This is a genomic window from uncultured Nocardioides sp. (assembly GCF_947489365.1).
GTDB lineage: Bacteria > Actinomycetota > Actinomycetes > Propionibacteriales > Nocardioidaceae > Nocardioides.
This window is the reverse complement of record NZ_CANLDB010000002.1, coordinates 324,119-348,033: the sequence shown is the minus strand read 5'-3', so window position 1 is coordinate 348,033 and position 23,915 is coordinate 324,119. Positions and strand designations below refer to the sequence as shown.

The following is a 23,915-nucleotide window of genomic DNA, read 5'->3' as shown; positions in this document are numbered from 1 at the left end:
ACGTGGCAGGCCCCGACTTCGAGACCCAGATCAAGCAGCTCCGCGCGACGTTGCGCACCATCGAGCAGGTGCTCGACGTCGACGCCATGCGGGTGGAGATCGCCGACCTCGGTGAGCAGGTCGGCGCCCCGGACCTGTGGGACGACCAGGACAACGCCCAGCGCGTGACCGGCCGGCTGTCGTGGCTGCAGAACGAGCTCGAGCGCTTCGAGGGCCTCGTCTCGCGCGTCGACGACCTCGAGGTGCTGGGCGAGATGGGGCGCGAGGAGAACGACGCCGAGACCCTCGCCGAGGCCGACGTCGAGCTGCGCAAGCTGCACAAGTCGGTCGAGGCCCTCGAGGTCCGCACCCTGCTCTCCGGCGAGTACGACGCCCGCGAGGCGCTCGTGACGATCCGCTCCGGCGCCGGCGGGGTCGACGCCGCCGACTTCGCCGAGATGCTGATGCGGATGTACACGCGGTGGGCCGAGCAGCACTCGTACAACGTCGAGGTCTTCGAGACCTCGTACGCCGAGGAGGCGGGCCTGAAGTCGGCCACCTTCGCGATCCACGCGCCGTACGCGTTCGGCACGCTGTCCGTCGAGGCCGGCACCCACCGCCTCGTGCGCATCAGCCCCTTCGACAACCAGGGCCGCCGCCAGACCAGCTTCGCCGCCGTCGAGGTCGTCCCGGTGCTCGAGCAGACCGACGAGATCGACATCCCCGACGAGGAGATCCGCACCGACGTCTACCGCTCCGGCGGTCCCGGCGGGCAGTCGGTCAACACCACCGACTCCGCGGTGCGGCTGACCCACCTCCCCACCGGCACGGTGGTGAGCTGCCAGAACGAGAAGTCGCAGCTGCAGAACAAGGCCAGCGCGATGGTGGTTCTCAAGGCCAAGCTTCTCGCGCGCAAGAAGGCCGAGGAGAAGGCGCACCTCGACGAGATGCGCGGCGACGTCCAGGCCAGCTGGGGCGACCAGATGCGCAACTACGTCCTCAACCCCTACCAGATCGTCAAGGACCTGCGGACCTCCTTCGAGGTGGGCAACCCGCAGTCGGTCTTCGACGGCGAGATCGACGGGTTCCTCGAGGCCGGCATCCGCTGGCGCCGCGGCGCCGAGCGTGCCGCGGCCGACGCCTGAGCCGGTGCGCGAGCCGGTGAGCGGCGGCGACCTCGCAGCGCACGCCGCCCCGCTGCTGGCGTCCCTGTCGCCCGAGCGGCAGGAGGCCTTCCTGCTGCGCGTTGAGCGCTGGGCTCCCGACCTGCTCGCGGGTCTCGCGGTCTTCGGCGAGGCCGCAGCGGTGACCGCGGAGCGGCTGGTGGCCGTCGCCGCCCGCGCGTACGCCGCCCGCCCCGACGCCCTGCACACCCTCGACGCCCGGCGCCTGCTGCGACCCGGGTGGGTCCAGGACCCGGCGATGTTCGGCTACGCCTGCTACGCCGACCGGTTCGCCGGCGACCTCGCGGGCCTCGAGCGCCGCGTCGACCACCTCGAGCGCCTCGGCGTCACCTACCTGCACCTGATGCCGCTGCTGCAGCCCCGCGAGGGCGACAACGACGGCGGGTACGCCGTCCAGGACTACCGCCGCGTCCGCTCCGACCTCGGCGACCGCGAGGACCTCCGCGCCGCGGCCACCATGCTGCGCGAGCGCGGGATCAGCCTGTGCGTCGACCTGGTGCTCAACCACGTCGCGCGCGAGCACGCCTGGGCGGAGGCCGCCCGCGCGGGCGACGAGGAGCACCTCGACTACTTCCACGTCTTCGCCGACCGCACGCTGCCCGACGCCTACGAGGCGACGCTGCCGGAGGTCTTCCCGGACTTCGCGCCCGGCTCGTTCTCCTTCGACGAGGGGCTCGGCGACGGCGGCGGCTGGGTCTGGACGACGTTCAACTCCTGGCAGTGGGACCTCGACTGGTCCAACCCCGCCGTCCTCGTCGAGTTCGCCGACATCGTGCTCGACCTCGCCAACCTCGGGGTCGAGGTGATGCGCCTCGACGCGGTGGCCTTCCTCTGGAAGCGGATGGGGACGAACTGTCAGAACCAGCCCGAGGTGCACCAGCTCGTCCAGGCCCTCCGGGCCACCGCGCGGATGGCGGCGCCCGCCGTGCTGTTCAAGGCCGAGGCGATCGTCGGCCCCCGCGACCTCGTCGCCTACCTCGGCGGCTCCGACGGCGGTGCCCACGTCGGCCGCGTCAGCGACCTCGCGTACCACAACAGCCTGATGGTCCAGGTGTGGTCGATGCTCGCCACCGGCGAGACCCGCCTCGCCCGCCATGCCCTCCGGGCGCTGCCACCGACGCCGCCGGGCGGCACCTGGATCACCTACGTCCGCTGCCACGACGACATCGGCTGGGCGATCGACGACGGGGACGCCGCCGCGGTCGGGGTCACCGGCCACGGCCACCGCCGCTTCCTGTCCGACTGGTACGCCGGGGAGTTCGGCGGCTCCTGGGCCGACGGCTTGGTCTTCCAGGCCAACCCCGCCACCGGCGACCGGCGGATCAGCGGCACCGCGGCGTCCCTCGCGGGTCTCGCCACCGACCCCGGCGCGGCGATCGCCCGGGTCCTGCTCGCCCACACGATCGTCGCCGGCTGGGGCGGCTTGCCGGTCGTGTGGAGCGGCGACGAGCTCGCGCTGCCTAACGACGAGGCGTGGGCCTCCGAGCCGGGTCACGGGGCCGACAACCGGTGGGCCCACCGCCCTCGCGTCACCGACGACCTGCTGCCGCCCGCACCCGGGACGGTGGCCGACCGCGTGCTGTCCGGGCTGTCCCACCTCGCCCGGACCCGCGCCGCCCTGCCCGCGCTGCACGCCTCGCTCGACCCCGAAGTGCTGGACGACGGCCTCGACGAGGGCGTCCTCGGGCTCCTGCGACGCCACTGGTCCGGCACCCTCGTCGGCCTGCACAACGTCACCGCCTCACCCCGCCCCGTCCCGCTGCGCCTCCTCGCCGACCTCGGCCTGGCGACGCCGTACGACGCGTTGGGGGAGCAGCCCGTCACCGGCGACGCCGACGGCCTCGCCTGGCTCGGTCCGTACGCCGCCTGGTGGGTCGTCGACCGCTCGTCCTGACCGCCGGTCTCCCGGCTCGCGGGATCTCGTGGCTCGGTCGCTGCGCGACGCTCGCGCCTCGATCTCCGAGCCCCCAGCTGGTCGAGCAGCACGCGAGCGCAGCGAGCGCGCGTCGTCGAGACCCGGTGGGACGTACGACGGCCTCGATCTGCGGATCGTCAGCTGGTCGAGCAGCACGCGAGCGCAGCGAGCGCGCGTCGTCGAGACCCGGTGGGACGGACGGCGGACCGGTTACGTCGCCGCAGCGGACGCGGCCTCGAGGCACCAGGCGTCGGTGCGGGCGACGAGGTCCGCGCGGCCGGGGGAGTCGGCGAAGGGGACCTGCAGGGAGCAGGCGAGCCACGCGTCGCCGAACAGGCCGCGGTAGGAGATCTCCACCGTGCGGTCCCGGCGCTCGCCGCTGCGGCAGACCAGGGCGACCGACTCCTCGCCGTACGCCGCGGCGCCGTCGACGGGGTTGCAGTCCTCGTCGGCGCGGGCGGCCTCGGCGAGCTGCTCGGCCTGGTCGGCGTCCACCGGCGGGACGAAGACCCAGGTGCGGGCGACGACGTCCCCGGAGTCGCTCGCGCCCGTGAAGACGCAGCCGTTCTCGTGGGCGACGTCGGTGACGTCCGGGGCCAGCGAGGCCCGCTCGCCGTTGGCGTAGTGGTCGGTGGACTCCACCGGCCCGCCGAGCGCGGCCTCGACCTGCGCGGACTCGATCGAGTCGCAGAACGCCGTCCGCACCACCGGCAGGGCGGCCGTGTCCACCTCGGCCAGCGAGGTGGGCTCCGGGGTCGGCGGCGCCGACGGGGCGGCGTCCGGCTCGCCCGAGCCGCCCGAGCAGGCGGTCGCGAGCAGGACGAGGGCGCCCAGGGGTGCGAGGGACCGGGCGACGCGACGCATGGCCCCAGGGTAGGGAGGAGCGGGCGGAACGGGGCCGACGGGCCACTCAGGACCCTCGTCTACCCTCGATGCGGTGATTCGCTTCGAGAAGGTCACGAAGACCTACCCCGGCCAGGGCCACGCCGCACTGGACGCCGTCAGCGTCGACGTCGAGAAGGGTGAGTTCATCTTCCTCGTCGGCACCTCGGGCTCGGGGAAGTCGACGTTCCTGCGCCTGGTGCTGCGCGAGACCCGCCCCACCGAGGGTCGCGTGTACGTCGCCGGCAAGGAGATCAACCGCCTCGCCGGGTGGAAGGTCCCCGGCCTGCGGCGCCGGATCGGCACCGTCTTCCAGGACTTCCGGCTGCTGCCGAACAAGACGGTCACCGAGAACGTCGCATTCGCCCTCCAGGTGATCGGCAAGCCGCGGGCCCAGATCGCCGAGCTGGTCCCCGAGACCCTCGAGCTGGTCGGTCTGGACGGCAAGGGCGACCGCTTCCCCGACGAGCTGTCCGGCGGCGAGCAGCAGCGGGTCGCGATCGCGCGGGCGTTCGTGAACCGGCCGCAGATCCTCATCGCCGACGAGCCCACCGGCAACCTCGACCCGGGGACGTCGGTGGGCATCATGAAGCTGCTGGACCGGATCAACCGGACCGGCACCACGGTGGTCATGGCCACCCACGACGCCGGCATCGTCGACCAGATGCGCAAGCGCGTCGTCGAGCTCGAGCACGGTTCCGTCGTCCGCGACCAGGCGCAGGGCGCCTACGGCTACCAGAGCTGACCCCGCCGGAGCCCCCGCCCGACACCCCGATCAGCAACCCCCGAGGACCCCTCACCCATGCAGCTGCGCTACGTCTTCTCCGAGCTCGCCCAGGGGCTCCGCCGCAACCTCACGATGCACATCGCGGTGGTGCTCACCCTGTTCGTCTCCCTGACCCTCGTCGGGCTCGGCGTCCTGCTGAACCAGCAGGCCGACCGGGCCGCGGGCTACTGGGGCAGCCAGCTCGAGGTCACCGTCTTCCTGTGCCGTGACGCCGACGACAACCCGGCCTGCACCGGCGAGGTGACCGACGCCGAGCGCGACGCGGTCGAGGCCGCGGTCCAGGACACGCAGGGCGTCTCCGGCTACCGCTACGAGTCGAAGGAGGAGGCGTTCGAGAAGGTCAAGGAGCTGTACGGCGAGGAGCGGTTCACCGGCGACAACCCGGCGGCCACGGCGGACGCGATGCCGCAGTCGGTCTGGGTCGAGCTGTCCGACCCCGACGAGTTCGAGACCGTCGCCAGCCGGGTCCAGGGACTGCCGGGTGTCTCCCAGATCCGGGACCAACGGGCGGTCCTCGAACCCATCTTCACCTCCCTGAACGCGCTGCAGTGGGGGGCGATCGGCATCGCCGGGTTCCTGGTGCTCGCGGCACTCCTGCTGGTGGGCAACACCATCCGCCTCGCCGCCCTCGCGAGACGCAAGGAGATCGGCATCATGCGGCTGGTCGGCGCCTCGAACCTCTACATCACGCTGCCGTTCGTCCTGGAGGCGCTCGTCACCGCGCTGGTCGGCGTCGGTCTCGCCGCGGGCGCGCTCGCCGCGTTCATGTGGTTCGGCATCGCCGAGCAGCTCAGCGACTCCCTGCGGTTCATGCCGTGGATCGGCCTGCCCGAGTACGGCGTCGCGGTGGCGGCCATCGCCGTCCTCGGTCCGCTGCTGACGGTGCTGCCGACACTCGTGCTCACCCGGAAATACACGAAGGTGTGACGGCTGGGGCCTATGGTGCGGGAGTTACTTCCCCCGACCGGTGAGGCCCCTCGGTGCACTCCCTTCCCCGCACGGTCCGACGCCCAGCGATCGCGCTCGTCGCGACCCTGGCGCTGCTGCTCGGCGCGTCCGCGACGTACACCGCGGCCGCCGAGGACGACGACCTGCAGGAGCGGGCCGACCGGCTCGAGGACCGGATCGACGACGCGGACTCGGCTCTGTCGGAGTCCAGCGCCCGAGCACACCGGGCCGTGACGCGGCTCCGGGCGGCGCAGACCGACCTGCGCGACGCCCGGGAGCGGCTCGCGGAGGTCCGCGACGAGCTGGCCGAGGCCAAGCGCCAGGACGAGCGCATGGCCGAGCGCCTGCAGGAGGCGGAGGACGACCTCGCCGAGGCCCGCGACGCCCTCGCCACCGGCCAGCAGGACGTCGCCGACCAGCGCGACGCCGTCGCCGACACCGTCGTCGACCTCTACACCGGCGCCGACCCCGGCCTCGCCGCGTTCGCCTCGATGCTCAACGCCGACGACCCCGCCGACCTCACCCGCCGCGACGAGGCCAGCGACGTCATGGTCGGCGACGAGACCCGCACGTACGACGACCTGCGGGCCGCGGAGGTGCTGCTCAGCGTCGACGAGGACGCCGTCGAGGCGGCCAAGGAGCTCGTCGCGGAGCGTCGTGACGACGCCCGGGACAACCTGCGGCGCAAGAAGGACCTCACCGCCGAGCAGTGGCGGACCACGACCGAGGTCAACGACCTGGTCTCCGAGCGCACCCGCGCCCGGCAGGCCGCCGACCGCGCGCGGGCGGCCGACGAGGACACCTTGCGCGACCTCGAGGCGGAGAGCGACCGGGTCGAGGACCTGCTGCGCCGCCGCGCCCTGGCCGCCGGTGCCGGCGCCGGGGGCGCGCCCGCCGGCGGGGGAGTGCTCGGCTACCCGGTGAACGGCTACGTCACGTCGCCCTTCGGCATGCGGACCCACCCCATCTACGGCTACCGCGCCCTCCACGACGGCACCGACTTCGGCGCCCCCTGCGGCTCGCCCATGTACGCCGGCGCGGCCGGCACGGTCGTCGAGTCGTACTTCTCGACGTCGTACGGCAACCGCCTTATCCTCGACCACGGGCTCACGAACGGCGTCGGGCTGGCGTCGATCTTCAACCACGCCACCAGCTACGTCGTCTCGGCGGGCCAGCGCGTCGAGAAGGGCCAGCTCGTCGGGTACGTCGGGTCGACCGGGTGGTCGACCGGCTGCCACCTCCACTTCACGGTGACCGTCAACGGCACGCCGGTGAACCCCATGGACTGGCTCTGAGCCGTCGACGTCCCCCGCCCGCCGCCCGATCTGTGGTTGGCTGAGCCATGGAACCGTGGATGTGGGTCGTCATCGCCCTGGTCGTGCTGCTCGTGCTCGTCGGGGTGGGCCTGGCGCTCGCCAAGCAGCGGCGCCTCAAGCGCAGCGCCCGTGCGGCCGAGCTCCGTGAGCACGCCGGCGCCCAGGCGACCGGGGTGGCCCGGAGCGAGGCGCAGGCCCGCGAGACCGAGGCCGCCGCCGAGCGGGCCCGGGCCGAGGCCCGCGCCAAGGCCGCCGAGGCCGAGAAGCTCGAGGCGGAGGCCGCCGAGCGCGCGCGGGTGGCCCGCGAGCAGCGCGAGGAGCACTCCTCGGCCATCGCCGAGGCCGACCGGCTCGACCCGGACGTCGACCACCGCCAGGGCGAGTCCGGCAGCCCGCAGATCGACACCGGCCCCGGCACCGCCCCCCGCGAGACGCCCCACGGCACCCCCGGCACCCCCGGCACCCCCGGCACCCCCGGCACCCCCGGCACCCACGCCGCGCCGACGCAGGCGCCCCAGCAGCCCCAGCAGCAGCCGCAGCAGCAGCCCCACCCGCAGCCCCAGCAGCCGCCGCAGCAGGCGCCGTACTCGGAGCCGCAGCGGGCGCCGTACCAGGAGCCCCCGCCCCGCCCCTGATTCCTGTTGCGCCTGTTGACAGAATGATCGGTGTGGCACGCGAGCAGGGGCGCAAGATGATCGCCCAGAACAAGCGCGCGCGGTACGACTACCACGTCGAGGACACCTACGAAGCGGGCCTGGTGCTGACCGGGACCGAGGTGAAGTCGCTGCGGGCGGGCCGTGCCTCGCTCGTCGACGGCTTCGTCGACATCGACCGCGACGAGGCGTGGCTGCACGGCGTCCACATCCCGGAGTACTCCCAGGGGACGTGGACGAACCACGCCGCCCGGCGGCGGCGCAAGCTGCTCCTGCATCGCGAGGAGATCGACAAGATCGACCGTCGGGTATCGGAGAAGGGACTGACGGTGGTCCCGCTCTCGTTGTACTTCAAGGACGGGCGCGCCAAGGTCGAGATCGGTCTCGCGCGCGGCAAGAAGACGTGGGACAAGAGACACAGCATCGCGGAGCGCCAGGCCAACCGGGAGACCGAGCAGGCCGTCGGGCGCCGCCTGAAAGGAATCACGGACTGACCATGCTCTCCCTGACCTACCTCAGCAGCGCGACGGAGCCCTTCACGCGCGAGCAGCTCGAGGAGCTGCTCTCGCACGCGCGGCCGAAGAACGAGCGTCTCGGCGTGACCGGGATGATGCTCTACGCCGGCGGCAACTTCATCCAGACCCTCGAGGGCGAGGAGGACGCGGTCGCCGACCTGTACTCCACCATCGAGAAGGACCCCCGCCACCGCGAGATCATGATCATGCTGCGCGAGCAGGTGAAGGAGCGGTCCTTCCCGGACTGGTCCATGGGCTTCGAGCTCGTCAGCGACGAGGACGCCTCGCGGATCCCCGGCTTCAACTCCTGGCTGCAGACCGACAAGAGCAGCCACGGGTCGTTCACGCACAGCCGGGCGGGGATCTTCTACCGCCTGTTCAGCGACTACCCCCGCTGAGCGGCGCCGAGCCCGTCATGAGGTCCCTGACCTACGTCTCCACCGCGGCCGCGCCGTTCCGGCTGTCCGCGCTGCACGACCTGATGGTGTCCTCGCGGGCGCGCAACGCGTCCTTGGACGTCACGGGGATGCTGCTGTACGCCGGGGGCCGGTTCATCCAGACGCTCGAGGGCCCGGCCGACGCGGTCGACGGGCTGTTCGAGCGGATCGCGGCGGACCCCCGCCACCGCCGGGTGGTCCGCACGTTGCACGACGACGTCGTCGAGCGGTCGTTCCCGGACTGGTCGATGGGGTTCGACTACCTCGGTGACGAGGAGTCGCTCGCGACGCCGGGCTTCACCGAGTTCCTGCGCGCGGGGGAGACCCTCCACGACGCGAGCGTGCGGTTCAGCCAGGGTGCCGTCGGCGCCCGGCTGTTCCGCGACCTCGCCTACTGACGCCGGGGTCGCAGGGTCCAGCGGACGTCGTCGCCGACCCGGGTGACGTCGACGACCTCGGGCCGGACGGCGTCGGCGATGGTCGTGACCCCCAGGTCGCCGACGGCGGCCCGACCCGCGCCCAGGAGCATCGGCGTGGTGTAGCAGACGACCTCGTCGACGACCCCGGCCCGCCACAGCGCCGCCGCCAGGGTGGGGCCGCCCTCGCAGAAGACGTGCCGACGACCCTGCTCGAACAGGGCGGACATCGCCTCGTGGGGGTCGCGGGTCCGTAGGTGCAGCGTCGCCGGCGTGTCCGGGGCGCCCGGCACGTCGGCCAGCACCCGTGCGTCGGCCGGGAGGTCCCGCAGCCCCATCACCGCCCGCAGGGGCTGGTGGGGGAGCGGGTCGCCGTCGGCGTCGCGGACGGTGAGCAGCGGGTCGTCGACCAGGATCGTCGACGTGCCGACGAGCATGGTGTCGGCCTCCGCGCGCAACCGGTGGGTGTCGAGGCGCGACTCCGGCCCGGAGACCCAGCGGCTGGTGCCGTCGGCGGCGGCGCTGCGTCCGTCGAGGGTCGCGGCCAGCTTCCAGGTGACGAACGGCCGGCCGTGCGCCAGGCCGTGCAGCCACGCGCGGTTCAGCGCCCGGGCGGCGTCCTCCGCGAGCCCGCCGACGACCTCGACCCCGGCGGCGCGGAGCGTGGTGGCGCCGCCCGCCGCGTCCGGGTTGGGGTCGGCCACGGCGTGGACCACCCGTCGTACGCCGGCGGCCAGGAGGGCCTGCGTGCAGGGGCCGGTGCGCCCGGTGTGGTCGCAGGGCTCGAGCGTGACCACCGCGGTCGCGCCGCACGCCGCCTCCCCGGCCGCCCTCAGCGCGTCGACCTCGGCGTGCGGGGTGCCGGCCCCGCGGTGGTACCCCTCGCCGACGACCTCCCCGGACGGCGACAGCAGCACGCACCCGACCCGCGGGTTCGGGCCCAGCGGGACGCCGGGGGTGGCGGCGAGCGCCAGCGCGGTGTCCATGGCCTCGCGCTCGGTGGTCACGGGACCATCCTGGCCCCTGTGCTCGGGGCGTGGGTCCGCCGTCCGCGCTACAGTGGAGGGGTACAACTCAAGAGGGGCTGATCGGTTTCGACTGGGGACGTTGATCCCAGGGGAAGCGGGTCGAGGAGCCAGCGTCATCTCGTCAACGATCGCTGGAAAACAACAACTGCCGATTCCAAGCGCAGTCACTTCGCTCTCGCTGCCTGAGCAGTGATCGAAGGGTCGGTCCGGGTGCGCCTCCGCCCCGGGTCCCGGCCTCATCTAGGGGGCTTGCTCGTCAGCGCTCGCCGGGAGTGCTGACGGGGACTTCAGCCCGGCTGAGTCCGTCGGTGACCTGCTCGTGGGAGCACCGGGACTGAGAAAACGACTTCACGCGCTACACCCGTAGAAGCCCTGGCACGGCGCCCGAGGACGCGGGTTCGATTCCCGCCAGCTCCACCACGGCACCAGAGCACCACCGCCTGACAGCCCTCTTGGCACCACGAGAGCCGCCCCGGACCCCGGGGCGGCTCTCGTGCCGTCCTGTGTCCCCGCTCAGGCGACGGTGACCGGGTGCCTCACCACGGCGTCGAAGAAGTAGCCCTGGGAGTTGTACGGCGTGACGTCGGGCTGGGTGCGGCCCGCGCGGTCGGTGGCGCGGGCGAGCAGCTCGTAGCTGCCCGGCCGCGGGGCGCGCCAGCGCACCGACCAGCGGGTCCAGCCGGTGCCGCTGTCGCCCGCACCGGCACGCGGGGCGCGCCCGCTCGGGTCGACCAGCTCGGCGCGCTGCCACGTCTCGCCCCCGTCCAGGCTGACGTCGACGCGCTTGATCGGGCCGGCGCCGCTCCACGCCCGCCCGGTCAGGGTGCGGGTCCCGCCCGCGGCGATGGTCGCCCCCCACGGCAGCTCCCACGCGGAGCGCACCGGGTTGACGGTCAGCGGCGGGGAGTCGGCCGGGTAGTCGCCACCGGTCATCCGGTAGAAGGTGGTGTTCCACGGCGAGGTCAGCTCGCGGCGCGACACCTCGAGCGAGCCGAGCCACTTGATGCTCGCGATGCCGATCCAGCCCGGCAGCACCAGCCGCAGCGGGAAGCCGTGGTCGGGCAGGAGGTCCTGGCCGTTGGCGCCCCACGCGAGGATCGCGTCGTCGAGGGCCTTCTCGACGCTGAAGGGGCGCCGTACGCGGCCGTAGTTGGTCTCGCCGCTGACGAACTCGTCGTCCAGGCCCGTGGCCATGATCGAGACGGCCCGCGGCGAGACGCCGAGGCGGCGCAGCACGTGGCGCAGCCGGACGCCCTCCCAGCGGACGGTGCCGACCGCGCCGAGCTTCCACGAGGTGCCGCTGACGGTCTGCTCCTGCTGGCTCGTGAAGAAGCTGCGGCCGTTGCCGGTGCACTCGAGCACCGTGGTGCGGGTGTGGGCCGGCATCCGCTTCAGGTCCCTCAGGGTCAGGACGTGCGCCTCGGCCTCGGTACGACGCTCGCCGAGGCCGTCGCCGAACACCCTCAGCGCGTACGTCGCGGGGTCGATCGTGGGCGTCCGCGTGTGGTTGCGGACGAACAGGTCGCGCTGGGCGGTGAAGTAGCGCTCCGGGTCGACGGAGTCCCACCGCATCTCGGCGTTGGTGCCGTAGTCGTGGAACCGCTCGGCGGGCAGCGGCTTGAGGATGTTCGGCGCACCGGCGTGCGCGAGGGGGCCGGGTCGGACGAGGGTGGCGGCGAGCGGGGCCACCGCGGCCGCGGACAGGACGGTGCGGCGCGTGGGCCGGGGGCGGGTCGTCATCGGAGCATTCAACACTATTGAGTTAGTCGACTTTGATCGATCTACCCTCGTGTCGTGCAGCTCAGCTTCGACGGCGTCGTGTGGGAGTGGCGCGGGCCGGCGCCGTACCACTTCGTCACCGTGCCGCCCGACGAGGCCGAGGAGATCGCCGAGGTCGCCCGGGCGGTCACCTACGGCTGGGGGATGATCCCGGTCGAGGTCCGGGTGGGGGTGACGGTCTCGACGACGTCGCTGTGGCCGAAGGACGGCGGGTACGTCGTCCCGCTCAAGGTCGCGCTGCGGAGGCCGGAGCGCATCGCGCTGGACGACACGATCACCGTGACGCTGACGATCGACGTCTGAGGCGACGTCTAGCCTGCGTCGGGTGAGCGAGCCCGTCGTGCTGAGCGCCGCCGAGGCGCGGCGGGTCGCGGTGCGCGCGCAGCTGCTGGCCGGCCCGCGGGCGACGGACGCGCTCGACGTGGTCCGGCACCTGACGTCGCTGCAGCTGGACCCGACGGCGTACGTCGCCCGCAGCGCCGACCTCGTCCTGTGGGGGCGGCTCGGGTCGTCGTACGACCCCGGCGACCTGCGGGACCTGCTGGAGACCGGTCAGCTGGTGGAGCTGCGGATGCACGCGGTCCCGGCCGAGGACCTCCGCCTGCACACCGCCGAGATGGCCGCCTGGCCCGCGGCGGCGGGGACCGAGGCGGAGGCGGAGCACCTCGCCGGGTGGGTCGCCGCCAACGACGGCTGCCGGCGTGACGTCCTCGCGGCGCTCCGGGCCGACGGGCCGCTGCCGACCGCGGACCTGCCGGACACCTGCGTGAAGCCCTGGCGCTCGACGGGGTGGACCGGCGGCAGGAACCTCCAGCGGCTGCTCGACCTGCTCGTGCAGCGCGGCGAGGTCGCCGTCGCCGGCCGCGAGGGCCGGGTGCCGCTGTGGGACCTGGCCTCACGCGTCTACCCGGACGACGAGCCGGTGCCGCTCGACGAGGCGCGCGCGGAGCGGGGTCGTCGCCTGCTCGCGGCCCGGGGGATCGCCCGGCCCCGTGACGTCGGTGAGGCGGGCGTGGAGACGCGCGTCGACGGCGTCCGGGGGCGCTGGCGGGTGGACGGGTCCCACCTGGCCCACCTGGCCCGGCCCTGGGACGACGAGGAGGGGCGCGTCGTCCTGCTGTCGCCGCTCGACCACCTCGTGCTCGACCGCCGGCGGACGAGCGAGCTGTTCGCCTTCGAGTACGTCCTCGAGATGTACAAGCCGGTCGCGCAGCGCCGACACGGCTACTGGGCGCTGCCCGTCCTCGCCGGTGACCGGCTCGTCGGTCAGGTCGACGTGGAGCGGGTCGTGGACGCCGGGGAGCTCCACGTGAGGGGCGTCCACCCCGACGGCGTCTGGTCGTCGGCCCTGCGGGCCGCGGTCGACGCGCAGCTCGAAGAGCTCGCCGCCTGGCTCGGCGTTGCGCGCGAGGACGTGGCCCCCGGGGGTCGATGATCGGCGCATGATGCCTCGCCTGGCGTCCGCCGTGGTCGCCGCCCTCGTCGCCGGTCTGCTCGCCGCGCCCGCCCCGCAGGCGAGCGCCGAGGGCGCCGGCGGGTCCACGAAGGACCTCGACCTGTTCGTCCCCCGCGGGTACGCCGACCAGCGGGTGCAGGCCACCGTCCGCCTGCGCAAGGCCGACGGGCGGCCCGACGTCGGGCAGCGGGTCCGCCTGCAGCGCTTCGACGGCCGCACCTGGCAGCTCCTCGCCTCCCTCGAGACGGGCGAGGACGGCCGCGTCAACCGGCCCGTCCTCCTGCGCCGGCGTACCGAGCTCAACCGCTTCCGGGTCAAGCACACGACCCCGAGCCGCACCCTGACCACCCGCCGCGACCTCGCGCTGCGCAAGCGGAACAGCCGCGTGGTGCTCTTCGGGCAGAAGAAGCTCCGCGACGAGCGGTCGATGACGCTGCGGATCGGCTGGGCGACCGGCCAGGGGGAGCGGCTGAAGGGCAAGGTCCGGCTCGAGCAGGACACCGGCTCGGGCTGGCGGGCGGTGGACACCGTCAAGACCAGCAGGCGCGGCAAGGCGCGGGTGCGCGTCCGACCCCGGGTCGACACCCGGTTCCGGGCCGTCGGGCTCGCGTCGACCTGGTTCGACGGCGACACCAGCAACGAGGTCGCCGTCGACAACCTGCCGCCCGGGGACCCCGTCCGCCTGCCCTCCGGGGCGCCCCGCCCGCGCCGCGCCCTCCCGCTCCAGCCCCGCGCGGTCGGTGGCGGCGCCAACGCGGTCGCGACCCGCATCCCGGACGACGTCTGGAACGACATGGTCGGCGTCAGCTGGCGCCGCGGCTGCCCGGTCGGCCGCGCCGGCCTCCGGCTCGTGCGGACCAACTACTGGGCCTTCGACGGCTACCGCCGCCGCGGCCAGCTGGTCGTCAACGCCGACGTCGTCGGTCGGGTCCTCGGCGTGGTCCGCGACCTGTACGCCGAGGAGCTGCCGGTCCGCGGGATGTACCGGGTCGACCGGTTCGGCTACTCGCCGCGGTTCCGCGGGGCCGACCCGATCGCGTCGATGGCCGCCGACAACACCTCCGCCTTCAACTGCCGCGGCGCACTCGGACGCCCGCGCGACCGGGCCGTGTCCGCCACCGGGCGCACCATCGAGATGAACCCCTGGGAGAACCCGTCGCTGACCCCGAACGGGTGGGTCCCCGACGACTGGTGGGTCGGGAACGCCCACCCCCGCGTCGCCTGGCGCTCGACCAGCCACCCGGTGGTCCGGGTCTTCGCCCGCCACGGGTTCCGCTGGCGCTACGGCAGCTTCACCGCGCGCCGCTGACCACACAGGCCCCACGGGCCCCATGATCGTCCGGTGCTGACACGCCTCGGAGCCCTGCTGGCCCTGGTCCTCACCGCCGGACTGCTCGCCGCGCCCGCCACGGCGGCGGACCGCGACGCCCGCGCCGCCGACGGCCGCCTCGACCTCGCCGTGCCGCGCGGGTACGCCGACGCGACGGTCACCGCGACCGTGCGGCTGCTCGACGCCGACGGTGCGCCGCAGCCGGAGCAGCAGGTGGACCTGCAGCGCTTCGACGGCAGCGACTGGCAGCCGGTGGCGACCCTCACGACCGGCCCGGACGGCACCGTCGAGCTGCCGGTGACGCTGCGCCGTACGCCGGAGCGCAACCGGTTCCGGGCGCTGCACACGACGGCGGACGGCCGGTTGAGCGATCGTCGCGACGTCGCCGTCCTGCGTCGCAACACCGTCCTGAAGGGGTTCGTGCAGAAGAAGGTCCGCGACGGCCGCCCGGTCACCCTCCGGATCAGCTGGGCCACCGGCAGCGGCGTCGCCGTCCCCGGGGCGGTCCGGGTCGAGCGGGGGGTGAGGTCGGGCTGGACGACGGTCCGCCGCCTGCGCACCGACCGCGACGGCAAGGCCCGCTGGACCACGACACCGCGCTCCGACGTCCGCTACCGCCTCGTGGGTGAGGCGTCGTCCTGGCACACCGGCGACACCTCCCCGGTGCTGCGCGTCGACAACCTGCCGCCCGGCACCCCGGTGAACCTCCCGGCCGGCGCGCCGGACCCGCGCCGCGACCTGCCCGACCAGGCCCGGGCGGTCGGGAAGGGCGCCAACGCCTCGGCGGTCCGGATCCCCGACGCCACCTGGCGCTCGATGGTCGGGACGAGCTGGCGGGAGGGCTGCCCGGTCGGGCGGCCCGGTCTGCGCCTGGTCCGCACCAACTACTGGGACTTCGAGGGATACCGACGCCGCGGGGAGCTGGTCGTGAACGCCGCGATCGCCGGCAAGACCGTCGGCGTGATGCGCGCGCTGTACGCCGCGGACATCCCGATCCGCCACATGTACCGCGTCGACCGCTTCGGCTACTCCGACCGTCTGCGCGGCGCGGACGACTACGCCTCGATGGCCGCCGACAACACCTCGGCGTTCAACTGCCGCGACGTGGTCGGGGCCCCGGGTCGGACCTCCCCGCACTCCTACGGCCGCTCCATCGACATCAACCCGTGGGAGAACCCCTACCGGTCCAACGACGGCTGGACGCCCAACACCTGGTGGGTCGGGAAGTCCCACCCCCGCGTGGCCTGGCGCTCCTCCGAGCACCCGGTGGTCCGGATCTTCGCCGCCCACGGTTTCCGCTGGACCTACGGCACCTTCGACGCCCACCACTTCGACGGCCGCCCCGTCGCCCGCACCACCCGCCGCCCGCTCGCCTGCGGTGGGGGCGTCTGCCACTGACGTGGGTCTGCCGGTGGTCGAGGTGTCCCGGAGCGACGCAGGAGCGCAGGGGCCACGAGACCCGGTGAGGGGCCGTCGTACGTCGTGCGGGATCTCGTGGCTCGGTCGCTGCGCGACGCTCGCACCTCGATCTCCGCGCTCCAGGTGGTCGAGCAGCACGCGAGCGCAGCGAGCGTGCGTCGTCGAGACCCGTTGAGCGGCCGTCGTACGTCGTGCGCGGTCTTTGCGGGCGGTTTTCCGCTCCAGCAGCGGAGAACTGCCCGCGAACACGAGACGCTGCCGCCTCGTGTGCGTGACCTACCGGTGGTCGAGGTGTCCCGGAGCGACGCAGGAGCGCAGGGACCACGAGACCCGGTGAGGGCCGTCGTACGTCGTGCGGGATCTCGTGGCTCGGTCGCTGCGCGACGCTCGCACCTCGATCTCCGGCCGGGCGCGCCGAGCGAGGAGTGACACAGTGACGTCATGCACCCCGCGCGCACCTACTGGCGGGCCTCCGAGCCCCTCCACGCGATCAGCTACTTCCAGCCGGCGTTCAGGGAGGACATGGCCGCCCGCGGCCTGACCGGCGGCTGGAACGACTACTTCGCGGCAAGGTCCGCCCCGCTGGGCGAGGTCCCGCCGGCGGTCGTGACCGCGCTGTTCTTCGGTTTCGCCCCGGCCCGGGTCGAGCGGGCGCTGCCGAAGGTGTGGGGCCGCATCACCCCGGACGTCGCGATCACCTCCCGCCTCGAGACCGCCGGCCGGGTCCTCGAGCCCGCCGCGGCGACGGTCGACCGCGCCGATCTCGAGCTCGCCGTCACCGCGCTCGAGCGCGCCGCCGACGTCGCGTCATATGACGGGCGCGCGCTCGCCGCGGCCTGGGCGAGCGTGCCGCGGCCCGACGACCTGCTCGCCCGGCTGTGGCTGGCCACCGCCGTGCTGCGCGAGCACCGCGGCGACGGCCACGTCCTGGCCTGCGTGCACGCCGGGCTGACCGGGCTGACGGCGTCCGTGTCGCACGTCGCCACCGGCGACACCGGCCGCGAGATGGTGCAGGGCAGCCGGGGCTGGACCGACGAGGAGTGGGAGGCGGCCCTCGACGACCTCCGCGGGCGGGGCCTGGTCGAGGGGGAGACCCTCACCGACGCCGGGCGCGCCCACCGCGAGGCCGTCGAGGCCGAGACCGACCGGCTCGCGGAGTCCGTCCCGGCCGCGCTCGGCGAGGACGCCGACAGGGTCGTCGAGACCCTGCGGACCATGTCGCGCGACGTCGTGGACCGGGGCGAGGTCGGCATGCCGAACCCGATGGGCCTGCCGCGGCCGTGAGCGGGCGCTGCGTGTTCTGCGCGATCCTCGCCGGGGAGACCGAGGCCGAGGTGGTGCTCGACGAGCCGTCGTACGTCGGGTTCCTCGACGTCCGTCCCCTCTTCCCCGGCCACGTGCTCGTCGTGCCCCGCGAGCACGTCGACACGCTGCCGGACCTGCCCGCGGAGCTGCGCGACGGCTTCCTCGAGGCCGTCCAGCGGGTGTGCCGCGCGGTGGTCGACGGCCTGGGCGCCCAGGGGTCGTTCGTCGCGATGAACAACGTGGTCTCGCAGTCCGTGCCCCACCTGCACTGCCACGTCGCGCCCCGCACCAAGGGCGACGGGCTGCGGGGGTTCTTCTGGCCCCGCACCACGTACGCCGAGGGGGAGGCCGCCGAGGTCGGCGACCGCCTCCGCGCGGCGCTGGCGCCGCCCGGCGCGTGAGCCCGCGCGGGCTGCGCCTATCGTGACGGGCGTCCAGTTACCGAACGGTAGGAGTCATTCTGATGGGTCGCTTCGACGAGCGCGTCGCCGTCGTCACGGGTGCGGCGCGAGGGATCGGGCTGGCGATCGCCACCCGGTTCGCCGAGGAGGGCGCCGCCGTCGCGGTCCTCGACCTCGACGAGTCCGCCGCCCAGCAGGCCGCCTCGGGCCTCCCCGGCAAGGCCGTCGGCATCGGCTGCGACGTGTCGAGCGTGGCGGGCGCCGAGGCAGCCGTCGACCGGGTCGTCGCCGAGCTCGGGGGCGTCCACGTGCTGGTGAACAACGCCGGCATCACGCGCGACAACCTGCTGTTCAAGATGAGCGAGGACGACTGGGACCTCGTCATGGGCGTCCACCTCAAGGGCGCCTTCGCCATGACGAAGGCCGCGCAGAAGCACTTCGTGCCGCAGCGCTACGGCAAGATCGTGAACCTCTCCAGCGTCTCCGCGCTGGGCAACCGCGGCCAGGCCAACTACTCCGCGGCCAAGATGGGCGTCCAGGGCTTCACGCGGACCCTCGGCATCGAGCTCGGCCCGTTCGGGGTCAACGCCAACGCCATCGCCCCCGGCTTCATCGCCACCGACATGACCGACGCGACCGCCGCGCGGGTCGGGATGAGCGTGGAGGACTTCCGCGCCGCCGCCGCCGACCGCAACCCGGTCAAGCGCGTCGGCCACCCCGAGGACATCGCCGCCATCGCCGCCTTCCTGTGCAGCGACGAGGCGTCGTACGTCACCGGCCAGACGCTGTACGTCGACGGCGGGGCCACGCTGGTCTGAGTGCGTCGGCCCCCGGCCGGCACCGCGCCGGGGTCGGCGCGCCTCCCGCGGGCGCTCCACCCCGGTGCCACACTCGAAGTCGACCCAATCGGTAGACCATGAGGAGGGACGCCGTGCGCACTCGCCGCGGGCTCGCCCTGAGCGCAGCCGTCCTGAGCACCACCCTGCTGCTCTCCGCGTGCAGCGGGGACGACGAGCCGCAGGCCGCCGGTGGCGGTGACCCGCTTGGTGTCTCCGAGGGTCACAAGCTCACCTCCTACTGGCCGCTGACCGGCGAGCCGGTCGGCGCCGACGAGACCTCCGAGCGCACCCACCCCGTGCTCGTGACGAAGATCGACAACTCGTCGTCCTCGAGCCCGCAGGAGGGGCTGGGGGAGGCCGAGCTCGTCGTGGAGCAGCTCGTCGAGGGCGGGACGACGCGTCTCGCGGCGTTCTTCTACCGCGACCTGCCCACCGAGGTCGGCCCGGTCCGCTCGATGCGCGCCTCCGACGTCGGCATCGTCGAGCCCGCCGGGGGCTCGATGGTCACCAGCGGCGGCGCGGCCCCGACCGTGGCCCGCATCCGCGGCGCCGGCATCCCGATCCTCACCGAGGGCTCGAAGGGCTTCTACCGGGCCTCCGACCGCTCGGCGCCGTACAACCTGATGGCGAACCTGAAGGAGGTCGGCGGCTCCGGCGAGCCCACCCGGCCGCCGGACTACCTGCCGTTCGGCGACGCCTCGGACAACCCGCAGGGCAAGCCCGCGAGGACGATCGCGGCGACCTTCTCCGGCGCCCGGACGTCGACCTGGCAGCTCACGGACGGGGCGTACGACCTCACGAACGGCTACGCGGCCGAGGGCGACCGATTCCGGGCCGACACCGTGCTGGTGCTGAAGGCCGAGGTGGGCGACGCCGGCTACCTCGACCCGGCGGGCAACCCGGTGCCCGAGACGATCTTCCAGGGCAGCGGCGACGCGACCCTGTTCCACGACGGCCGCGGGGTCAGCGGGACCTGGTCGAAGGACGGGTTCGGCGGCGCGCTGCGCCTGCGGACCGGCGACGACGAGCCGCTGGTGGTGCCGCCCGGCAAGACGTGGATCGAGCTGATCCCGGCCGACGGCGGGTCGGTCAGCTCCGGGAAGTGACGGCCGTGGTGGGGGCCCCGCTGCTCGGCAGCGGGACGCCCGCCTCGACCATCGTCCGGAGCCCGGTCACCAGGTAGGCCACCGCCGCCTCGACCCGGGCACTCGCCGCGTCGGGGTCGTCCGAGGCCGTCACGGTCTCGCCCGCGGTCGACATCGCGCCGAAGAAGATGTCGCTGATCGTCTCCAGCATCGGCTGGTCGACGACGCCGTCCGCGTCGGCCAGCACCGCCGCGACGAGGTCGACCACGATGGCCTGGCAGGTGCGCTCCTGCTCGCGGAACCGCTCGTGGCCCAGCACGGCCGGCCCCTCCTGCACCACGACGCGGCGGTACGCCGGCTCGCGGACGACGTCGAGGAAGGCGCGGAGGCCGACCAGGGCCTGGTCCCACGGTCCGCCCGCGTCGGCCAGCGAGGCGCGGATGCGGTCGCCGGCGTCGCGCTCGACGGTCGCGAAGACGTCCTCGAACAGCGCCTGCTTGCCGCCGAAGTGGTGGTAGAGCGCGCCCTTCGTGACCTCGGCCCCGGCCACGATGGAGTCGAGCGAGGTCGCGGCGTACCCCTGCTCGGTGAAGAGCTCCGTCGCGACGTCGACGAGGGTGCGGCGGGTGGCCGCGGAGTACTGCGCACGCCGCGTCGAGCCCGGCAGGGCGGGCACCGCGGGGCGGAGCCGCTTGGCGGCTCGTGCGACAGGCATCACACCAGTCTAGGCCCGTGCCGGACATCACCCCCGGACCGCTGGCATACCGCGAGTATGCGACGTACCCTCGGTACGTACCGTCAGTATGTGAGCCGACGCCCACGAGGAGTCCACGATGGCCCGCACGGACCGCACCCCCCGCCGCTCGACCCTCCCCCCGACCCGCCCCTCGACCCGCCACCGCCGCGCCGAGGTGCTGCGCGCGGTGATCGTCGCCGCCGACCGGCGCCGCGACGCGCTGCTGCCCACCGACGTCCCGGGCGTGTCCGAGACCTTCGCGGACGACCTCGACCTCGTCGCCGCCCTCCAGCTGCGCTGGTACACCCGCCTGGCCTCCCGCATCGAGGCCGCCCAGGCGTCCTCGCCCGAGGACCTGGCCGCCGCGACCCGGCGCGCCTGGGTGGGAGTGGCCGACGAGATGCCCGGCGTCCGCGCCGTCCTCGATCTCGCCCGGACCCGCGGCGACGACCCCCGCCTGGCCCGCGCCATGGGCCGGGCGCGTGCCAAGGAGCGCCTCCTGCTCGCCGCGTCCGCGGGCTGGTGCGGCCCCCACGACCTCGCCCGCGGCGCGGTCCTGGGCGCACGGCTCGAGGAGGAGGCCCGCGAGCAGTGGGCCGGCCCCGGGGCCGCGCCCCGGTCCCCGTCCGGCGACGAGCGCGGTGCCGTCGCCCTCCTCGGACGACTCCGGGCCCTGCTGCCTGCCTGAGGAACCCGTCCGGGGCCATGATGGGTCCATGAGCGGAGCATCGGGTGGGGTGACCGGAGGCGTCGGGGAGGTCGTCCCGGGGACGCTGCTCGTCGCCAGCCCCGAGCTGCTCGACCCGAACTTCGCCGACACCGTCGTCCTCATGATCGACGTGGACGACGACGGCGCGGTCGGTCTCGTGCTGAACCGCCCGTCAGCGGTCATGGTCGCGGACGTGCTCGCTGCCTGGCGCGACGTCGTCAGCCCGCCGGAGACCCTCTTCACCGGGGGGCCGGTGGGCTCCGACGGCGCTCTCGGGCTGGTCCGCCTCGCCGACCCGGACCCCGGGACCGCCCCCGTGGGCTTCCGCGCCCTCGTCGACGACCTCGGCCTGGTCGACCTCGACACCCCCGTCGAGCTCGTCGAGGGCAGCGTCAGCGCCGTCCGGATCTACGCCGGGTACGCCGGCTGGGGGGCCGAGCAGCTGCGTGGGGAGATCGCCGAGGGCAGCTGGTACGTCGTCCCCGGCGAGGTCGGCGACGTCTTCCGCCCCGAGGTCGAGGACCTGCGCCGCGACGTCCTGCGCCGTCAGCCGGGGGAGCGGGCCTGGGCGGCGACGCGGCCCGCCGACCCCGGCCTGAACTGACCCGTGCGCGCCGTAGGGTGGACGACGTGAGCACGCGCATCGGATTCGCTGAGCCGGAGACCCTGGGCGACGTCCGCGAGGACGAGCGGACCGTCCCCACCGACTCCGGCGACCACGAGCGGTTCAGCCACTTCGTCCCGAAGGACAAGCTGACCGAGGCGATGGTCATGGGCACGCCCGTCGTGGCGCTGTGCGGCAAGGTCTGGGTGCCGAGCCGCTCGGGCGACAAGTTCCCCGTCTGCCCGGAGTGCAAGGAGATCTGGGAGACGATGAAGGGCGACGACGCTGGGGACGGCGAGTGACGGGTCGGCCCCGTCCCTCCTCCGACCGCGACCTGCTCAGCACCGACGAACCCGACCTGCTCTCCCCGGAGCTGCCCGAGCCGGCCCTGCCGCCGGCCTGGCCCGAGCGGGCCGCGTGGGGCACGGCGCCGTCGCTGCGGGCCTGGCAGACGGCCGCCCTGCGGCTCTACACCGAGCGCGCGCCGCGTGACTTCCTCGCCGTCGCCACCCCGGGCGCCGGCAAGACGACCTTCGCCCTCACCGTCGCCGCCGACCTGCTCGGACGCCGCGTGGTCGACCGCGTCATCGTCGTCACCCCGACCGAGCACCTGAAGACCCAGTGGGCCCAGGCCGGCGAGCGCGCCGGCGTGCCGCTCGACCCGGCGTACGGCGCGGGGCGGGCGAAGACCTCGACGGACTACGTCGGCGTCGCCGTCACCTACGCCGGGGTCGCCGCGAACCCGCTCGCGCTCCGCATCCGCGTCGAGCGCTCCAAGACGCTGGTGATCCTCGACGAGGTGCACCACGCCGGGGACGCCCTGAGCTGGGGCGAGGGTGTCGAGGAGGCCTTCGGCCCCGCCACCCGCCGCCTGGCGCTCACGGGCACGCCGTTCCGCTCCGACACCAACCCCATCCCGTTCGTCACCTACGTCCCCGGCGACGACGGGGTGCCGCGCTCGATGGCGGACTACACCTACGGCTACGCCCAGGCGCTCAAGGACCACGTCGTGCGGCCCGTGCTGTTCATGGCCTACTCCGGGCAGATGCAGTGGCGCACCCGGGCGGGCGACGAGATCGACGTGCGGCTCGGCGAGCCGCTGACGAAGGACATGCACGCCCAGGCGCTGCGCACCGCCCTCGACCCCCACGGGTCGTGGATGCCCGCGGTGCTCGCCGCCGCCGACCGCCGCCTCGAGGAGGTCCGCCGCCACGTGCCGGACGCCGGCGGCCTCGTCATCGCCTCCGACCAGGACAAGGCCCGCGCGTACGCCGCCCTGCTCCGCGAGATCACCGGCCAGGCGCCCACCGTGGTGCTGTCCGACGAGAAGGCCTCCTCGGCTCGCATCGGCGCGTTCTCCGAGTCCGAGGACCGCTGGATGGTCGCGGTCCGCATGGTCTCCGAGGGCGTCGACGTGCCGCGGCTCGCCGTCGGCGTCTACGCGACGACGACCGCGACGCCGCTGTTCTTCGCCCAGGCCGTCGGCCGCTTCGTGCGCGCCCGCCGCCGCGGCGAGATGGCCTCGGTGTTCGTGCCGTCCGTGCCCAGCCTGCTCGGGCACGCCGCCGCGCTCGAGGTCGAGCGGGACCACGTGCTCGGCCGGGCCGTCCGCGACGACGACGACATCTTCGCCGCCGAGGACCAGCTGCTGGCCCGCGCGAACGCCTCCGAGGGCGCCTCCGACGAGCTCGAGGGGTCCTACGAGGCCATCGGCTCCGAGGCCCGCTTCGACCGGGTGCTCTACGACGGCGGCGAGTTCGGCCACGCCGGCGAGGTGCACGTCGGCTCCGAGGAGGAGATGGACTTCCTCGGGATCCCCGGCCTGCTCGAGCCCGACCAGGTGCGCGAGCTGCTGCACACCCGGCAGAGCGAGCGGGCCGCGGCCACCCGTCGTACGGCCGGACCGGCGCCCGTCCCGACGGTCGCCGACGACGCCGAGACCCGTCGTACGGCGCACGAGCAGCTCGCGATGCTCCGCCGCGAGCTGAACGGCCTGGTCGCCGCCTGGCACCACCGCACCGGCACCCCGCACGGCGTCACCCACTCCACGCTCCGCAAGGACTGCGGCGGCCCCGCCGCGGCGGCCGCCACCGCCGAGCAGCTGCAGCGCCGCATCGACCGCCTGCGCGACTGGGCGGCCCGGCCGACCGGCTGAGGGGTCCGGCGCCGGCCCGGGATTGTTCCCGCAGCCG

Annotated in this window: 25 protein-coding genes and 1 other RNA gene; 22 read left to right on the top strand and 4 right to left on the bottom strand. The window is 74.1% G+C overall.

The genetic code is table 11. From position 1 onward, the window contains the following. The first annotated feature begins 2 nt into the window (after positions 1–2). Together prfB and Q0858_RS06945 are read left to right on the top strand one after the other, a co-directional pair. Complete coding sequence (gene prfB / locus Q0858_RS06950; RefSeq protein ID WP_299052125.1) at positions 3–1,124, top strand: peptide chain release factor 2; 1,122 nt, start codon at positions 3–5, stop codon at positions 1,122–1,124. 4 nt (positions 1,125–1,128) lie between these two features. Next, positions 1,129–3,057 (top strand): alpha-amylase family protein, encoded by a 1,929-nt coding sequence (locus Q0858_RS06945; RefSeq protein WP_299052124.1) that lies wholly within the window; start codon positions 1,129–1,131, stop codon positions 3,055–3,057. 231 nt (positions 3,058–3,288) lie between these two features. Here the strand turns inward: Q0858_RS06945 and Q0858_RS06940 are convergent, their stop codons facing one another. Continuing rightward, positions 3,289–3,942 carry a hypothetical protein gene (locus tag Q0858_RS06940; protein WP_299052123.1) on the bottom strand — a complete coding sequence of 218 codons (654 nt, stop codon included), beginning with the start codon at positions 3,940–3,942 and terminating at the stop codon, positions 3,289–3,291. Between the two features lie 73 nt (positions 3,943–4,015). On the opposite strand from Q0858_RS06940, the gene ftsE reads away from it, so the two are divergent. Genes ftsE through Q0858_RS06905 form a run of 7 tightly spaced genes read left to right on the top strand, consistent with a single transcriptional unit; the run spans position 4,016 to position 9,014 of the window. Then, the gene (ftsE, locus tag Q0858_RS06935; RefSeq protein ID WP_299052122.1) at positions 4,016–4,705 is read left to right on the top strand and encodes a cell division ATP-binding protein FtsE; all 690 of its coding nucleotides are present in this window, start codon (positions 4,016–4,018) and stop codon (positions 4,703–4,705) included. Between the two features lie 57 nt (positions 4,706–4,762). Then, the gene (ftsX, locus tag Q0858_RS06930) at positions 4,763–5,674 is read left to right on the top strand and encodes a permease-like cell division protein FtsX (protein WP_299052121.1); all 912 of its coding nucleotides are present in this window, start codon (positions 4,763–4,765) and stop codon (positions 5,672–5,674) included. 53 nt (positions 5,675–5,727) lie between these two features. Then, the gene (locus tag Q0858_RS06925) at positions 5,728–6,990 is read left to right on the top strand and encodes a M23 family metallopeptidase (protein ID WP_299052120.1); all 1,263 of its coding nucleotides are present in this window, start codon (positions 5,728–5,730) and stop codon (positions 6,988–6,990) included. 47 nt (positions 6,991–7,037) lie between these two features. After that, positions 7,038–7,646, top strand: coding sequence for a hypothetical protein (locus Q0858_RS06920; RefSeq protein WP_299052119.1), 609 nt, complete (start codon positions 7,038–7,040; stop codon positions 7,644–7,646). A gap of 32 nt (positions 7,647–7,678) precedes the next feature. Continuing rightward, positions 7,679–8,158, top strand: coding sequence for an SsrA-binding protein SmpB (gene smpB, locus Q0858_RS06915; protein ID WP_299052118.1), 480 nt, complete (start codon positions 7,679–7,681; stop codon positions 8,156–8,158). 2 nt (positions 8,159–8,160) lie between these two features. Beyond that, positions 8,161–8,577, top strand: coding sequence for a BLUF domain-containing protein (locus Q0858_RS06910; RefSeq protein WP_299052117.1), 417 nt, complete (start codon positions 8,161–8,163; stop codon positions 8,575–8,577). A gap of 17 nt (positions 8,578–8,594) precedes the next feature. Further along, entirely contained in the window at positions 8,595–9,014 is a 420-nt protein-coding gene (locus Q0858_RS06905) for a BLUF domain-containing protein (protein WP_299052116.1), read from the top strand. Here Q0858_RS06905 and ribD read toward each other — a convergent pair. After that, positions 9,008–10,039, bottom strand: a complete 1,032-nt coding sequence (gene ribD, locus Q0858_RS06900) for a bifunctional diaminohydroxyphosphoribosylaminopyrimidine deaminase/5-amino-6-(5-phosphoribosylamino)uracil reductase RibD (RefSeq protein WP_299052115.1) — start codon at positions 10,037–10,039, stop codon at positions 9,008–9,010. The genes Q0858_RS06905 and ribD overlap by 7 nt on opposite strands. 73 nt (positions 10,040–10,112) lie before the next feature. Between ribD and ssrA the strand changes: the two genes are divergently transcribed. Further along, positions 10,113–10,480: a transfer-messenger RNA gene (gene ssrA / locus Q0858_RS06895) on the top strand. A 93-nt stretch (positions 10,481–10,573) separates the two neighbouring features. Here the strand turns inward: ssrA and Q0858_RS06890 are convergent. Then, positions 10,574–11,800 carry a sulfite oxidase gene (locus Q0858_RS06890; protein WP_299052114.1) on the bottom strand — a complete coding sequence of 409 codons (1,227 nt, stop codon included), beginning with the start codon at positions 11,798–11,800 and terminating at the stop codon, positions 10,574–10,576. A gap of 54 nt (positions 11,801–11,854) precedes the next feature. Between Q0858_RS06890 and Q0858_RS06885 the strand changes: the two genes are divergently transcribed. From Q0858_RS06885 to Q0858_RS06850, 8 genes are all read left to right on the top strand, one after another. Continuing rightward, positions 11,855–12,142: a DUF1905 domain-containing protein gene (locus tag Q0858_RS06885; protein ID WP_299052113.1), complete on the top strand. Its 288-nt coding sequence runs from the start codon at positions 11,855–11,857 to the stop codon at positions 12,140–12,142. Between the two features lie 22 nt (positions 12,143–12,164). After that, the gene (locus Q0858_RS06880; protein WP_299052112.1) at positions 12,165–13,274 is read left to right on the top strand and encodes a crosslink repair DNA glycosylase YcaQ family protein; all 1,110 of its coding nucleotides are present in this window, start codon (positions 12,165–12,167) and stop codon (positions 13,272–13,274) included. A 7-nt stretch (positions 13,275–13,281) separates the two neighbouring features. Next, complete coding sequence (locus Q0858_RS06875) at positions 13,282–14,604, top strand: hypothetical protein (protein ID WP_299052111.1); 1,323 nt, start codon at positions 13,282–13,284, stop codon at positions 14,602–14,604. 33 nt (positions 14,605–14,637) lie between these two features. Next, positions 14,638–16,023: a M15 family metallopeptidase gene (locus Q0858_RS06870; protein ID WP_299052110.1), complete on the top strand. Its 1,386-nt coding sequence runs from the start codon at positions 14,638–14,640 to the stop codon at positions 16,021–16,023. 462 nt (positions 16,024–16,485) lie between these two features. Further along, positions 16,486–17,328: a hypothetical protein gene (locus tag Q0858_RS06865; protein ID WP_299052109.1), complete on the top strand. Its 843-nt coding sequence runs from the start codon at positions 16,486–16,488 to the stop codon at positions 17,326–17,328. Beyond that, entirely contained in the window at positions 17,325–17,750 is a 426-nt protein-coding gene (locus Q0858_RS06860) for an HIT family protein (RefSeq protein ID WP_299052108.1), read from the top strand. Before Q0858_RS06865 ends, Q0858_RS06860 begins: the two co-directional genes overlap by 4 nt. A 62-nt stretch (positions 17,751–17,812) precedes the next feature. After that, on the top strand, positions 17,813–18,568 hold the full coding sequence (gene fabG, locus Q0858_RS06855; protein ID WP_299052107.1) for a 3-oxoacyl-ACP reductase FabG: 756 nt from the start codon (positions 17,813–17,815) through the stop codon (positions 18,566–18,568). 113 nt (positions 18,569–18,681) lie between these two features. Continuing rightward, the gene (locus Q0858_RS06850) at positions 18,682–19,695 is read left to right on the top strand and encodes a DUF3048 domain-containing protein (RefSeq protein ID WP_299052106.1); all 1,014 of its coding nucleotides are present in this window, start codon (positions 18,682–18,684) and stop codon (positions 19,693–19,695) included. On the opposite strand, the gene Q0858_RS06845 is transcribed toward Q0858_RS06850, so the two are convergent. Beyond that, positions 19,679–20,389: a TetR/AcrR family transcriptional regulator gene (locus tag Q0858_RS06845; protein ID WP_299052105.1), complete on the bottom strand. Its 711-nt coding sequence runs from the start codon at positions 20,387–20,389 to the stop codon at positions 19,679–19,681. The two genes, Q0858_RS06850 and Q0858_RS06845, sit on opposite strands and share 17 nt — an antisense overlap. 118 nt (positions 20,390–20,507) lie before the next feature. On the opposite strand from Q0858_RS06845, the gene Q0858_RS06840 reads away from it, so the two are divergent. The 4 genes from Q0858_RS06840 (at position 20,508) to Q0858_RS06825 (ending at position 23,878) form a co-directional block, all read left to right on the top strand. Beyond that, on the top strand, positions 20,508–21,098 hold the full coding sequence (locus Q0858_RS06840; protein ID WP_299052104.1) for a hypothetical protein: 591 nt from the start codon (positions 20,508–20,510) through the stop codon (positions 21,096–21,098). Between the two features lie 28 nt (positions 21,099–21,126). Continuing rightward, positions 21,127–21,723: a YqgE/AlgH family protein gene (locus tag Q0858_RS06835; RefSeq protein ID WP_299052103.1), complete on the top strand. Its 597-nt coding sequence runs from the start codon at positions 21,127–21,129 to the stop codon at positions 21,721–21,723. A gap of 62 nt (positions 21,724–21,785) precedes the next feature. Then, positions 21,786–22,025 carry a DUF3039 domain-containing protein gene (locus Q0858_RS06830; RefSeq protein ID WP_299052967.1) on the top strand — a complete coding sequence of 80 codons (240 nt, stop codon included), beginning with the start codon at positions 21,786–21,788 and terminating at the stop codon, positions 22,023–22,025. A gap of 86 nt (positions 22,026–22,111) precedes the next feature. Then, positions 22,112–23,878: a DEAD/DEAH box helicase gene (locus Q0858_RS06825; RefSeq protein WP_299052965.1), complete on the top strand. Its 1,767-nt coding sequence runs from the start codon at positions 22,112–22,114 to the stop codon at positions 23,876–23,878. The last annotated feature ends 37 nt before the right edge of the window (positions 23,879–23,915 follow it).